Genomic DNA, 11,895 nt, shown 5'->3' on the forward strand with positions numbered 1-11,895 from the left:
GTGCCTTTGCGGTGTTTTTCCTTAACTGCGTCTAAAAGAGTGATAGTTTAACGAATGGTTTAATTGCAGGAAACAACGAGGAGGATAAACATGAAGAAAATTTTATTAACGATCCTAACGGCTTCTGTATTCATTCTAGGAGTTTGCATGCCAACTAAAGGCGAAGCCGCTGCTTTGGATCGCACACTTTCATTTGGAATAAGTAATGGCGATGTAAAAGAACTACAAGAATTATTACTGACAAAAGGGGTTTTTCCCTATCATGAAGCAACAGGTTACTACGGACCGATTACAAAGGAATCCGTAAAGCAATTTCAGGAAAAATCAGGGCTGAAAGCCGATGGAATAGCAGGAACACAAACGAATCAGAAAATACAGACCCTGAAAAGCGGGGATATGGGAAAACCTGTAGCTGAACTGCAAAGGCTATTGAAAGCCTGGAATGTTTACACATCAACGATCGACGGCATTTATGGAACAGGTACAAAGCAAGCAGTTATGAACTTTCAAAAGCAAAAGGGATTATCAGCTGATGGAATAGCCGGTGCACGGACTTTCAGTAAATTAGATGAAAAAGCAGTTTCAGCAAGTTCAGCCGTTAAAGAACTGACGGTTACAAGTACAGCTTATACAGCGAGCTGCGAAGGGTGCTCAGGCACAACAAGAATGGGCGTCGATTTAAAAAAATATGATGATGCCAAACTGATAGCAGTCGACCCGAATGTGATTCCGCTAGGATCAATCGTTGAAGTCGAAGGCTACGGACAAGCCATCGCCGCAGATACGGGCGGAGCGATCAAAGGAAACAGAATCGATGTATTCATCGCTAAAGAAGCGGATGCTTTAACATGGGGAAGAAAGCAAGTGAAGGTTAAAGTAATTAAATGATACATGACGGAAACGTCATTTTTATATAAAAAGATACATAACAAACAGAAAGAGCATGTATGGATTCAATACATGCTCTTCCTGTATCCTGCTGAGCTATGGATTTCAAGCAGCCGACTTATCAAACCAACTTGTACATGATAATGTCATCGACGTATTCACTTTCGCTCATCTTAAATTCCTTTATTTTTCGTCCTTCTTCAACAAACCCCATACTTTTGTACAAGGCTATTGCCCGATGATTTGTCGAAAAAACTCCTAAACTCACCTTTTCTATTAACGGATTGGCTTCTGCCCAGTCCAATAATGCTTGAACAAGCTCTTTTCCGATTCCCATCCCCCTGTAATTTTTTCTGATCATCAATCCAAATGAGCCCTTGTGAGACATTCTCTTTCTATTTTCCGATTCAAATCCAATCCATCCAATCACTTCACCATTTATTTCGGCCACGATGATGGTTTCCCGTTCATTTTCCAATGACCTTTGTATCCAATCTCTTTGTTGTTCTATTGTTTTATTAAACTCGTTTGATACTGCAATGAAATACTCCCCTTCGGAAATAACGGAACTCTGTAACTCCAAAACAGCTTCCGCATCTTCCAATTCACCAGTACGAATCATATACGAAAGACTATCATTTTTCATTTCTGACATTCCAATCCCCCTTGACTGCTCCCGCTCGGATTCAATGACTGTGAAAACCTTAGTAAATAGCCATCTGGATCTTGAACTAAAATCTCTTTTTTTACAAAAACCCCTTTATCGCTTTCATAATGATTTTCCATCATTTCTCTAAATAAGTTTATTCCATTTCTTTTTAAAGCAGCCGCCAATTTTTCAACATCATCAATATCAATCTGAAAATTAATCCCTCTGCCTAATGGATGGATTAATTCTCCTGTATCCCAGCTCCCATTTATTTCTTCTAGCATCATTTGCGCTTCGCCTAAAGAAAGAAAAGCAAATTTATCATTAACACGCTCATATTCTAAATGGAACCCCAAAATATCCATATAAAACTTTTTCGATTCGCTTATATCCGATACTGATAATTCAGGTACTAGTGCATTGAATTTCATATTTGTTCTAAAGTCTCCTTGTCTAACTTTCTTATACGGCCATTATCAATGTAACTTTTCATTACGAACCCTCAATGAATCACGTTCGCATCGAAGTGAACAATAGGACGGCTTTCCATAATTCTGCGTTCGATTTTTTGAACGGTTTTGTATAATTGACTATCCCCACTATTCAAATCGTACTTTTTATGAAAAAAATTATATAACGTCAGGTCCCTTAATTTTAAAAATAGCGGGATCGCTTCGTAATCTGCCTTTTCCAGTTTATTTTCCGTCTCATAACCTTTTATAAATTCCCTCATGAATTTTGCAGCATAATCATCGAGTTCTTTTACACCTTCACGTTCCAAGCTCCATATCAGATAATACAGAGGTATGGCCAAATCGCTGGCAAACCAGTGATAAGAACAGTCATCAAAGTCAAACACATGAATCTTCCCCTCATGAAAATGGAAATTGCCGTTATGTATATCAGAATGAATCAATCCAAAATTATCTTGATGAACTGGAAGCGCATTTAATTTCTTCATGATTAATTCTTGTTGGTGCTTCACTTGCTCTGGAACATCAGATTGATAGAGTTCGGCATTCAATAATTCTTCTTCATGCCAATCCAGCCTTTTATATTCCGTTTCAGGCTTGTAACTTTTTGTTTTTTTATGTAGTTGCCCTATTGTTCTTCCCCATTCAAAAAATAAATGTTCGTCGAAATTTTCATCGGTGACTTTCATCCTTACACCAGGAGCCTTTTCAAACAGGCAGCAATAAAAATCCGTGCCATCCAGACCATTTACAATTTCAACTAAATTATTTCCTGTCGAAGAGATGACTTTCGGAATTTCACTTCCATTATTCTGTAAATGCTCAATCCACTTCAACTCAGCAAGCACTTGCCCTTTTGTACGATGTGATTGGTGTGTCATTCTTAAGATGTATGGCGTTCCATTCCGGTAAACCTCAAATACATAGTTCTCTGCATCTCCAAGTTTTACTGGACTCGCTGAGTTCACTTGAAAAAAGTGCCCAGCCATTTCTATCAATTCATTAGAAAAAACCCGCTCTACCGACGCTTCCATACTCTTCACTCCCATTAATGATGTTGCTAACTTAGTTAATAAAAAAACGAATTATACTATGCTTTATACGATATCAAGATGCCTTTTCCCTTTATTTGTATATCATTCTTCTTTAATAAGACTTTATGATAACCAGGATAAAGATATGTTTATAGGGATGAAGCAATTACGGATTCCCACCAGTTATCACTCTATCCCCAAAGTTTAACGCATCACTTGGTTCATAAAGAAACCTATATAAATGAAACCATATTTTTCATAGGATCCTTTGTGGTCAGTACAAAGGAAAACTAATGTTTGGTATACTATTCGTATAATCATTAGGGAGCATATCTTATGAAAACAGAAATGTTTCAAAGTATCCAAGAGTTCCTAATCGGCAAAATTGATCCTTCATTTATAATCGTGTTTCGCTCATACGCGAATAATACTACACATCGGGATAGTGACATCGATGTGGCGTCCTTACAGTACCTATGAGCTTTTTTATTGGCCCAGGAACGGCAGATATCCTTGAAATAGATGTTGATCTTTCAGGCACAGATTCACACGACTGGTACTGTGATATATTCAAAGGATGACCCCTTCTTAAAAACCAACAAATGACTGTTCTTAGCATGTAAGCTAAATTGAATGAGGAACGTGAAAACATCTTAAAAAAATAGGGGAAAGTGGGACCATATATGAAGAATGATGTGATTTTAAACAAAATCAATGCAATAGAACGTTGCATGAACCGCGTTAAGGTGGTATATGCGAATAATCCAGAAAACCTAAAGGACTTTACCAAACAAGATTCCATCATCCTAAATATACAACGTGCTTGCGAATCCTCGATCGACTTGGCCATGCATATTGTAGCTGATCAAAGACTCGGGTTGCCTCAGTCAAGCAGGGATGCTTTTGATATGTTGCAGGAACACTCGGTTATTGATGAAGATACAGCAAAGCGCTTAAAAGCTATGGTTGGATTTAGAAATATTGCCGTGCATGATTACCAAACCATTAATTTAGATATTTTAAAACAAATCGTAGTGAATCATCTCAGTGATTTCACTGTTTTTACAAAACAAGTCCTGAATTTCCAGTAAAGAGGTTTTCCTGAAATTTGGGACTAGAAACCTCATATATAAAATAGGAAATTGGCGAATAACAGGGGCATCTTGAAATAAGTCATTAGAATAAAGGGGAAAGATATGAATGGCGGAATTAATCGATTGGAAACATGGTGCTCACGGGCATAAATTTATAGCTTCTTTTAGCGGAGGAAAAGATAGTGTCCTAGCTCTGTATAAAGCAATGAAGGTTGGAGAAGCGGTTGGACTGATCGTCATGCTGGAGGAAGAAGGGAAACGTTCCAGATCCCATGGAATGCCTCCTGAGCTCATACGTGCCCAAGCGAATTCCATAGGTTTGCCCGTATATACTGCAGCTGCAAGTTGGACAGATTATGAAAAAGTATTTATGCGCCTTTTAGAAAAAGCTAAAAATCAAGGAGCGGAAGTTTTAGTAACTGGAGACTTGGATATGCCTGCTCATGGCTGTTGGCATGAAAAGGTTACGAAGAATGCGGGATTAAAGCTTGGGATGCCTTTATGGGAAATGAACCATCGTGAAGCTGTCGAAGAGTTCATGAATCTAGGATTTGTAACGATCATTGTAACTGTTAATTTATCATTGGGAATGCGTGAGGACGACTTAGGGCGAACGTTGACCCATGAATACGTGAAGGAGCTTGAAGCCCGTGGTATCGACCCTTGCGGAGAAGGTGGAGAGTTCCATACCACGGTAATAGATGGGCCCATTTTCAAGCATCCCATTCCAGTTCGTAAATGTGAGATCATTAAGGATGGAGAATATGCCTTTTTGCCTTTGGAGCTAGATCAGATGGCAGATATAGTATAAAATCACATAAAAAAGATAGTGAGGATATCCCTCACTATCTTTTTCCGTTAATTTACATAATTTCAGCGGAAAGGCTAGTAAGAGTTGTCCCATATAAAAAAACGCCCAATAGGGCGCCTAATCATGATTCCTTCTCTTCTTCATCATTTGCTATTTTATTGAACTTCAAGATGGATTCTTGGATTACTGGATTGTTGAATTCTTCCTGAATGGCTGATTGTACAAATGAATCCGCATCATTCGTTTCGTCCCAAGCATTAGCTCTGTACTCTGGATCATTATTCGAATGCTCCCTGGTATCTTCTGAACCTTGCCGACGATTTGATTGACCGTTTTGTTTCTCATTATTCGACAACTATTTCCACCTCTTCATGCATATTAGAGTTCGTTTATAAAGCCCAAAAATCTAAATGAAAAAAGTTTTAATTGCCTCTAAAGTTCCTCTTCCTTCATTGAAATCGGTGACCCAGTTGAAGTATGTTGATTAACCCAGTCAAGCGACACTTTTGAAACGGCAGGCCACTCAGGGATTTGGTTTTTATGCTGTTCCACCCAGCTCATGCAATATTGGGGATCTATATTGCTTTCTTCAGATTTTGCCAAGAATGACTGAATTGTATTTTCCGTACAGTTTTCCCATGATCCACATGTATCCTGCCAAATATTTTCCATTTTCATTTGTATATTTTCGTCAGGCATTGGGGTTCCTCCTCTAATAAAATTTTCTTTAAGAGTCTTAACTAAGTATGTCCAAGGCTAAAAAAATCATTACAAAATTTTTCCGAATTAATGTTAAGTACATCTACAGCACCCGTTTTCATTAAGTTGCAGGCTTTTACTCGTGAGTTTTGAGCTTTTACTCGTGAGTTTCGAGCTTTACTCGTGAGTTTCGAGCTTTACTCGTGAGTTTCGAGCTTTTACTCGTGAGTTTCAGGCTTTTACTCGTGAGTTTTGAGCTTTTACTCGTGAGTTTCGAGCTTTACTCGTGAGTTTCGAGCTTTTTCTCGTGAGTTTCGAGCTTTTACTCGTGAGTTTCAGGCTTTTACTCGTGAGTTTCGGTGTTTACTCGTGAGTTTCGAGCTTTTTCTCGTGAGTTTCGAGCTTTTTCTCGTGAGTTTCGAGCTTTTACTCGTGAGTTTCGAGCTTTTACTCGTGAGTTTCAGGCTTTTTCTCGTGAGTTTTGAGCTTTTACTCGTGAGTTTCGGTGTTTTCGCGTGAGTTTCGAGCTTTACTCGTGAATTTCGGTGTTTTCGCGTGAGTTTCGAGCTTTACTCGTGAGTTTCGAGCTTTTACTCGTGAGTTTCGAGCTTTTTCTCGTGAGTTTCGAGCTTTTTCTCGTGAGTTTTGAGCTTTTACTAGTGAGTTTCGAGCTTTACTTGTGAGTTTCGAGCTTTACTCGTGAGTTTTGAGCTTTTACTCGTGAGTTTCGAGCTTTTACTCGTGAGTTTCGAGCTTTTACTCGTGAGTTTCGAGCTTTTACTCGTGAGTTTCAGGCTTTTACTCGTGAGTTTCGAGCTTTACTCGTGAGTTTCGAGCTTTACTCGTGAGTTTCGAGCTTTTACTCGTGAGTTTCGAGCTTTTACTCGTGAGTTTCGGTGTTTTCGCGTGAGTTTCGAGCTTTACTCGTGAATTTCGAGCTTTACTCGTGAGTTTCGAGCTTTACTCGTGAGTTTTGAGCTTTTACTCGTGAGTTTCGAGCTTTTACTCGTGAGTTTCGAGCTTTACTCGTGGTTTCAGGCTTTTACTCGTGAGTTTCAGGCTTTACTCGTGAGTTTTGAGCTTTTACTCGTGAGTTTCAGGCTTTACTCGTGAGTTTCGAGCTTTTACTCGTGAGTTTCGAGCTTTACTCGTGAGTTTCGAGCTTTACTCGTGAGTTTCGAGCTTATTCTCGTGAGTTTTGAGCTTTTACTCGTGAGTTTCGAGCTTTTACTCGTGAGTTTCAGGCTTTTACTCGTAAGTTTGGTCGATACATGAGTTTGCGGCTTTTATGCAAGGAATGGAATTACAAACACCTTCAAAAACCACCGTTGCCCCGATAGTCAAATAAAAAAAGCTGATTACTCAGCTCTTGTACTTGATTACTGCTATTTTTAATCACAATGTTTTCCTGAATGAATAGCACCATTTATCATAATCAAATTTCTCTTCATAAAAACGGTGCGCATCGTTTCGCTGAATTCCAGATTCCAATGCCACATATGCTGCTCCATTTTCTTTTGCCCAGTTATGTATATAACTTAATAATTTCTCTCCATATCCAAATGAACGGTGCGCAGTATCTGTTACCAGATCATAAATAAACACGTGACGTTTATTATAAAAGTTAACTCTCCAACTTAAACCAGCCAAGGATACAATCCGGTCATCCTTATATAAAGCATACAAACGATACCCATCTTTCCTCATTTCTTCTAGTGACTCCAGATATGTCTTTTGAGTAAAGTCAGTACGTAACTGATTCATAATTGGAAAGGCTGCTAACCATTGTTCTTTCTCTGTTAATTCTTGTATTGTTTCTACCGTTGAATTCACATAAACACCCCTGAAAATTTTATTAACATTACATTCAACTTTGAACACCGTAATTCCTTCATCAGATTGCAAGGGGCGCGTCCCATCTGTACACTTTTATTATTTTAATTTCCTATGCCGGGCGAATTCATTAATACAATTCTCCAACCATCCGGATCTTCAATGGTAACACCTGACTTTTCCCAATATGGATTTTCTGGAGAAACTGGATCATACCCCATAGCTTTCAATCTATTTGTGATTTCTTCAATGGTTTTACGTTCAGGAATATAAAAGACAAGCAGATTATCCTTTGATGGGGCAGGACAAGGACTGCCATCTTTATGTTGAGTGAACTCTAAATGATAGTCGGAATCAGGTAGCCCGATCATGATACCGTCATATCCCTCGTGCTCTTCAAAAGAACCGATTTTTTTCAAACCTAAGCCTTCACAATAGAAGTTGACAACCTTTTTTAGTTGATCAGTAGGACGTGCAACTCGGATTTGCGCTACTTTCATTTCTTTTGGCCATTTACTTTCCATTGTCCCATCCCTCTCTGTATATCGAATTACTGCGGAAACCCTTATTTAAAGGTCGATTTTTCTTCCTTCAAGTTTATTTTACCAATACGCGTGCCTAATCCTAAGGCAATAGCAGCACCTAAACAACTGAAAAGACAGCCAGCAGCCAAGAAAATGGATGGATCTGATTCACCAATCATCACTGAAGCTATACCTCCAATTGTCGGAAAAAGGGCAACCATGTATCCACTTTTCGCCCCACCTATTTTCTCTACAAGCTTTAGGTAGAATAGCCAAGCTCCAAAGGAAGCGAATATAGTTAAATAGAACAAAGCAGATAAATATGTAATAGATGTTGGCAGACTGACTGCCTGTCCTTTAATGAACACAATTGCCCCTAAAAGAATTCCCCCTGCCGCAAATCCAAGTACATTAGCATAGATTGGATTTACTTTATTCTTAGCATTTCTAGCTGAGCTAGCATCGCCTAATGCAGTAAGGATCGTACCAAGAACAGCTATCATGATACCTTTTATATCATTAAAACCATGAATGTCATTCAAACTTGGGTAAATAACGATACAAACAGCCAGCACTCCAATTACCCCGCCTATTAAGATACGGGGATGTAATTGTTCTTTCAAAAAAATACGGAGGGCAATGGGTGTTAAAATGACTTTCAATGAAAATATCAATGTAACCATTGCCGCTGAACTTAAGATAGTGGCGTAATAAAGGCATAAATAACTTAAGGCAAAATTACATATACCAAACACAATAATAAATGGAACATCCTTTTTCATTGGTTTTCCTTTAGGTCTAAGAATGCACAATAGAATGAAAAATAGGATAGCCGTCAAACTTAAACGATATGTTAAAGATAATTCTAAACTCACAGGCGTACCTTGAATCTTTACGGCAATAAAATTAAGCCCCCATACCAATAAACAAAATAAATACATAAAGTTAGTCATATAAAGCGATATTGCCCACTTTCTTAGATTATTTCACCCATTATTCCTAAAGTTTTTTTATCGCCTATTAACGGAATCACCCAGAATAATGGAATAATAAAGAAATATTACCAGCTAGGAGGGAATTGTCAATCTAAACGACTTTTCAAGAAAAGATGCGACCATTAATGCTGAATTAAAAAAGCACTCCAGTTAATTTGGAGTGCCTTCAAATTGAGTTCATTGAATCAACTTTGGATTATGCTAACGACTATTAGCCTTTATAGCTAACTTGTCCAGTTTCAAGCAATTCCTTCAGTCCCATGAACATTAAATTCCAGCCATGTTCAGATCCATCATGATATTCTCCAAGAGCTTTTTCAATATCCGCTTCTGTCCAATTTTCTTCATGAGGAACGTTGATGTTTTGTGAAAAGGTCATTTCACAGCCCTGTTGAAGTTCCTTCAGCTCAACTGTAATGGTATCTTCCGATTCACTAAACTGCGGCATTTTAAAAGTGAACACTAATTTGTTTGGAGAGTCTATTTCAAGATACTCCCCTATCGCCCGATAATCTTTTCCATCGCGATGATCAATAATTTCCCAAGTGCCTCCCACTTGAGGATCATTTTGTGCCACCTTATTTGTCCCCTCCAATGTAAAAAACCATTGTCTCATCATCTCAGGGTTCAACCATGCATCACAAACTCTTTCAGGTACTACATCAAAATTTCTTGTCATCTTTAAAGTGGTTGTTGAATGTTTTTGCATTTACAGACCCCTTACGTAATTTAATGTTCTTTCTTTTTTGCTTTCAATAACTCATTCTCAAGAAGATCAAAACGATTACTCCAAAATTCCTCATATAAATGCAGCCATTCTGTAGCTTGTGATAATGATCCGGTATTCAATCGACAGATGTGAATTCTTCCATCGACAATCTTATCGACTATATTTGCCCGCTCCAAGACCTTTATATGCTTTGAAATAGCAGCCAAAGACATTTCAAATGGTTTTCGCTAGTTCAGAAACCGTCCTTTCTTTCAGAGCCATCATCTGAACCATTTCTCTTCTTGTTGAATCAGCTAAAGCATGAAAAATTCCATTTAAATTATCCTCATTTTGCTTAACCATATAGTTAATATAACAGTTTTTCGCCCTTAACATTCAACCATTTGGTTAAATATGAATGTATGCACTACACCAAATAAAAAAACCTTCGTGAAAAATGAAGGGTTTTTACCTTTTTACATACTTTTTAGTTCTTCTTTTGAGACAGCACACCAACCATGTGCTTCAAGTTTCCCTATGTAGGTTTCTATCTTGATTTCCTGAATTTCTAACGCAAGTGGGTGCAGCGAAACAAAACATTCATTCAAAGCATAATTAATCGAAACTTTTACAACTTCATATCCATTATGAAACCCTGGATCGAATCCCGGATCATCGATTATATCCCCTCTGACAGGACGAATATCAGATTCGAATGTTTTCATCATCGATATACTCTTTTCTTGTTCTTTTACAGACGATATGAAAATCAGTAAATTTATTTTCATTGCAGTCTCCTTTTCTCTAACCTTAGCACCTCTATCTTTATAAAAAAAGATCCCTCATAATAATGAATCGCACTGATAAGATTACATTCCCATTTTCCTTCAATCAATATGCCCCGATAGTTCCTAGGAAAAAGCTACCGAAACTCTCATACTTCCGTCATGGGCTAACACACTGCCTATTTTATAATAAAATACAAAACCATTATGATTATAAATACCATAATATAAGTCAACCAGCCTACTTTATTTGATACCGATTTCTGAAGGCATTCGATTTTTGATAAAATAAAAAAGACACAATAAATCACAGCAAATATACATAACCCTATAAGCCAAAAGGAGATTCCTATTTTTTCAAGAAAATAAGGAAGAAAAGTTAGTATAATTACAAATGAAATGCCCCTCGCTACATTTTCCCATTTTTTCAATCTATCCACCACCGTTATTTTTGCAAATTTTGTCAACATTCCTATAATGAACGATTTATTTTGGTACTGGATTCCCCCCTGTTGATTATCTTAAAATATCAACCCATTTATGAATTCTAATAATTTATAAGCGAAAATAATTAATAATTGATACAGGGCAATGGGGATTAGTGTAACGAATGGGAAGTACTTTATCCTATTTTTTTCTTTCCTTTTCAAAGCTATAATCGTACAAACAATAGAAGCACCATACAGACTCAAACTACTAATTAGAAATATATTATCTAACCTGCCATTCATCGTTTCCATTGTAGCAAATAAAATAACGGATCCATAATTCCAACGATGGCTGCCGTAAAACTAAATATATCTTTCTTCATTTCAAACTCCATCCTCTAACATTGAATAAACTATAGCATAACGCAAACGGGTCTTCTTCCGCCCCGAGCTTAAGAAAAAGGCTGCCCTCTAAAAGACACCTCCTACGGTTCAGGAGGTGTCTTTTTATTTTTCTTTATACTTTGGTTTCATTCTTCCCACTCATAATCGGGATTAAATTCTTGCGGATTTATTTCTGTTTGTTTATATTTAACGGGTTTTTCATTTGGCAACCTGACAGTTATTTCAGTTTTTTCTTTATTTAATTCTAGCGTTAGAAAAGTAGTCTTGTTTGATTCTTTGCTAGATATTATACCGGTTAGTTTGGATCCAGTAGATTCTGATAACTGGAAATTCTTTATGATTTTATCTTTTCCCGTTTTAGTGAATTTTTCTAATGTGAACTTGGCTCTACCCTCGCCATCGTCACCATCACTTTTGATAAGTATATAAGATCCACCGTTCATCCAGCCACCATATATATGATACTTGGGTGCATCGTAAGAGGGTACATCCTCTTGTTGTGTAGAATCTTGCACCTCATTTTTTTGCTCTACATCCACCTTTTCACTTTTTATGACTAGTTCTTGTT

Annotated in this window: 20 protein-coding genes; 7 read left to right on the forward strand and 13 right to left on the reverse strand. The window is 37.5% G+C overall.

From position 1 onward, the window contains the following. The first annotated feature begins 90 nt into the window (after window positions 1-90). Window positions 91-888 carry a peptidoglycan-binding protein gene (locus QUF78_RS22850; protein ID WP_289326487.1) on the forward strand — a complete coding sequence of 266 codons (798 nt, stop codon included), beginning with the start codon at window positions 91-93 and terminating at the stop codon, window positions 886-888. Between the two features lie 121 nt (window positions 889-1,009). Here QUF78_RS22850 and QUF78_RS22855 read toward each other — a convergent pair whose 3' ends face one another. The 3 genes from QUF78_RS22855 to QUF78_RS22865 form a co-directional block, all read right to left on the reverse strand. After that, window positions 1,010-1,543 carry a GNAT family N-acetyltransferase gene (locus QUF78_RS22855; protein ID WP_289326488.1) on the reverse strand — a complete coding sequence of 178 codons (534 nt, stop codon included), beginning with the start codon at window positions 1,541-1,543 and terminating at the stop codon, window positions 1,010-1,012. Further along, the gene (locus tag QUF78_RS22860) at window positions 1,531-1,968 is read right to left on the reverse strand and encodes a bleomycin resistance protein (protein WP_289326489.1); all 438 of its coding nucleotides are present in this window, start codon (window positions 1,966-1,968) and stop codon (window positions 1,531-1,533) included. The genes QUF78_RS22855 and QUF78_RS22860 overlap by 13 nt, the downstream gene beginning before the upstream one ends. Window positions 1,969-2,039: 71 nt before the next feature. Beyond that, complete coding sequence (locus tag QUF78_RS22865) at window positions 2,040-3,044, reverse strand: phosphotransferase enzyme family protein (RefSeq protein ID WP_289326490.1); 1,005 nt, start codon at window positions 3,042-3,044, stop codon at window positions 2,040-2,042. A gap of 683 nt (window positions 3,045-3,727) precedes the next feature. Here QUF78_RS22865 and hepT point away from each other — a divergent pair. Together hepT and QUF78_RS22875 are read left to right on the forward strand one after the other, a co-directional pair. Beyond that, window positions 3,728-4,135 carry a type VII toxin-antitoxin system HepT family RNase toxin gene (hepT, locus tag QUF78_RS22870; protein ID WP_289314886.1) on the forward strand — a complete coding sequence of 136 codons (408 nt, stop codon included), beginning with the start codon at window positions 3,728-3,730 and terminating at the stop codon, window positions 4,133-4,135. A gap of 109 nt (window positions 4,136-4,244) precedes the next feature. Next, window positions 4,245-4,949 carry a Dph6-related ATP pyrophosphatase gene (locus QUF78_RS22875; RefSeq protein WP_289326491.1) on the forward strand — a complete coding sequence of 235 codons (705 nt, stop codon included), beginning with the start codon at window positions 4,245-4,247 and terminating at the stop codon, window positions 4,947-4,949. Window positions 4,950-5,070: 121 nt separating this feature from the next. Here QUF78_RS22875 and QUF78_RS22880 read toward each other — a convergent pair whose 3' ends face one another. Beyond that, a complete protein-coding gene (locus QUF78_RS22880) occupies window positions 5,071-5,304 on the reverse strand; it encodes a hypothetical protein (protein WP_289326492.1) in 234 nt (77 codons plus the stop codon). 77 nt (window positions 5,305-5,381) lie between these two features. Continuing rightward, window positions 5,382-5,648, reverse strand: coding sequence for a hypothetical protein (locus tag QUF78_RS22885; protein WP_289326493.1), 267 nt, complete (start codon window positions 5,646-5,648; stop codon window positions 5,382-5,384). A gap of 369 nt (window positions 5,649-6,017) precedes the next feature. Between QUF78_RS22885 and QUF78_RS22890 the strand changes: the two genes are divergently transcribed. From QUF78_RS22890 to QUF78_RS22905, 4 genes are all read left to right on the forward strand, one after another. After that, window positions 6,018-6,167, forward strand: coding sequence for a hypothetical protein (locus tag QUF78_RS22890; protein ID WP_289326494.1), 150 nt, complete (start codon window positions 6,018-6,020; stop codon window positions 6,165-6,167). Between the two features lie 26 nt (window positions 6,168-6,193). Continuing rightward, a complete protein-coding gene (locus QUF78_RS22895; RefSeq protein WP_289326495.1) occupies window positions 6,194-6,331 on the forward strand; it encodes a hypothetical protein in 138 nt (45 codons plus the stop codon). Window positions 6,332-6,347: 16 nt separating this feature from the next. Next, complete coding sequence (locus QUF78_RS22900) at window positions 6,348-6,476, forward strand: hypothetical protein (RefSeq protein ID WP_289326496.1); 129 nt, start codon at window positions 6,348-6,350, stop codon at window positions 6,474-6,476. 138 nt (window positions 6,477-6,614) lie between these two features. Then, window positions 6,615-6,761: a hypothetical protein gene (locus QUF78_RS22905; RefSeq protein WP_289326497.1), complete on the forward strand. Its 147-nt coding sequence runs from the start codon at window positions 6,615-6,617 to the stop codon at window positions 6,759-6,761. A 282-nt stretch (window positions 6,762-7,043) separates the two neighbouring features. Here QUF78_RS22905 and QUF78_RS22910 read toward each other — a convergent pair whose 3' ends face one another. From QUF78_RS22910 to QUF78_RS22945, 8 genes are all read right to left on the reverse strand, one after another. Further along, a complete protein-coding gene (locus QUF78_RS22910; protein WP_289326498.1) occupies window positions 7,044-7,481 on the reverse strand; it encodes a GNAT family N-acetyltransferase in 438 nt (145 codons plus the stop codon). 104 nt (window positions 7,482-7,585) lie between these two features. Beyond that, window positions 7,586-7,981, reverse strand: coding sequence for a VOC family protein (locus QUF78_RS22915; RefSeq protein ID WP_289327389.1), 396 nt, complete (start codon window positions 7,979-7,981; stop codon window positions 7,586-7,588). Window positions 7,982-8,046: 65 nt separating this feature from the next. Beyond that, the gene (locus QUF78_RS22920; RefSeq protein WP_289326499.1) at window positions 8,047-8,958 is read right to left on the reverse strand and encodes a DMT family transporter; all 912 of its coding nucleotides are present in this window, start codon (window positions 8,956-8,958) and stop codon (window positions 8,047-8,049) included. A 253-nt stretch (window positions 8,959-9,211) separates the two neighbouring features. Continuing rightward, complete coding sequence (locus tag QUF78_RS22925) at window positions 9,212-9,709, reverse strand: SRPBCC family protein (RefSeq protein WP_289326500.1); 498 nt, start codon at window positions 9,707-9,709, stop codon at window positions 9,212-9,214. 20 nt (window positions 9,710-9,729) lie between these two features. Continuing rightward, window positions 9,730-9,942, reverse strand: a complete 213-nt coding sequence (locus QUF78_RS22930) for an ArsR/SmtB family transcription factor (protein WP_289326501.1) — start codon at window positions 9,940-9,942, stop codon at window positions 9,730-9,732. A gap of 1 nt (window position 9,943) precedes the next feature. Next, window positions 9,944-10,072: a hypothetical protein gene (locus QUF78_RS22935; protein WP_289326502.1), complete on the reverse strand. Its 129-nt coding sequence runs from the start codon at window positions 10,070-10,072 to the stop codon at window positions 9,944-9,946. 113 nt (window positions 10,073-10,185) lie between these two features. Beyond that, window positions 10,186-10,497 (reverse strand): hypothetical protein, encoded by a 312-nt coding sequence (locus tag QUF78_RS22940; RefSeq protein WP_289326503.1) that lies wholly within the window; start codon window positions 10,495-10,497, stop codon window positions 10,186-10,188. Window positions 10,498-11,452: 955 nt separating this feature from the next. Beyond that, window positions 11,453-11,866: a hypothetical protein gene (locus tag QUF78_RS22945; protein ID WP_289326504.1), complete on the reverse strand. Its 414-nt coding sequence runs from the start codon at window positions 11,864-11,866 to the stop codon at window positions 11,453-11,455. Window positions 11,867-11,895 lie beyond the last annotated feature (29 nt).

It is taken from the genome of Peribacillus sp. ACCC06369, from assembly GCF_030348945.1.
In the GTDB taxonomy this organism is placed as follows: domain Bacteria; phylum Bacillota; class Bacilli; order Bacillales; family DSM-1321; genus Peribacillus.

Bases quoted from the DNA above. Each gene is read 5' to 3' on its own strand.
- QUF78_RS22850 (WP_289326487.1), top strand. From the start codon at position 91: ATGAAGAAAATTTTATTAACGATCCTAACGGCTTCTGTATTCATTCTA.
- QUF78_RS22855 (WP_289326488.1), bottom strand. From the start codon at position 1,543: ATGTCAGAAATGAAAAATGATAGTCTTTCGTATATGATTCGTACTGGT.
- QUF78_RS22860 (WP_289326489.1), bottom strand. From the start codon at position 1,968: ATGAAATTCAATGCACTAGTACCTGAATTATCAGTATCGGATATAAGC.
- QUF78_RS22865 (WP_289326490.1), bottom strand. From the start codon at position 3,044: ATGGAAGCGTCGGTAGAGCGGGTTTTTTCTAATGAATTGATAGAAATG.
- hepT (WP_289314886.1), top strand. From the start codon at position 3,728: ATGAAGAATGATGTGATTTTAAACAAAATCAATGCAATAGAACGTTGC.
- QUF78_RS22875 (WP_289326491.1), top strand. From the start codon at position 4,245: ATGGCGGAATTAATCGATTGGAAACATGGTGCTCACGGGCATAAATTT.
- QUF78_RS22885 (WP_289326493.1), bottom strand. From the start codon at position 5,648: ATGCCTGACGAAAATATACAAATGAAAATGGAAAATATTTGGCAGGAT.
- QUF78_RS22915 (WP_289327389.1), bottom strand. From the start codon at position 7,981: ATGAAAGTAGCGCAAATCCGAGTTGCACGTCCTACTGATCAACTAAAA.
- QUF78_RS22920 (WP_289326499.1), bottom strand. From the start codon at position 8,958: ATGACTAACTTTATGTATTTATTTTGTTTATTGGTATGGGGGCTTAAT.
- QUF78_RS22925 (WP_289326500.1), bottom strand. From the start codon at position 9,709: ATGCAAAAACATTCAACAACCACTTTAAAGATGACAAGAAATTTTGAT.
- QUF78_RS22930 (WP_289326501.1), bottom strand. From the start codon at position 9,942: ATGTCTTTGGCTGCTATTTCAAAGCATATAAAGGTCTTGGAGCGGGCA.
- QUF78_RS22935 (WP_289326502.1), bottom strand. From the start codon at position 10,072: ATGGTTAAGCAAAATGAGGATAATTTAAATGGAATTTTTCATGCTTTA.
- QUF78_RS22940 (WP_289326503.1), bottom strand. From the start codon at position 10,497: ATGAAAATAAATTTACTGATTTTCATATCGTCTGTAAAAGAACAAGAA.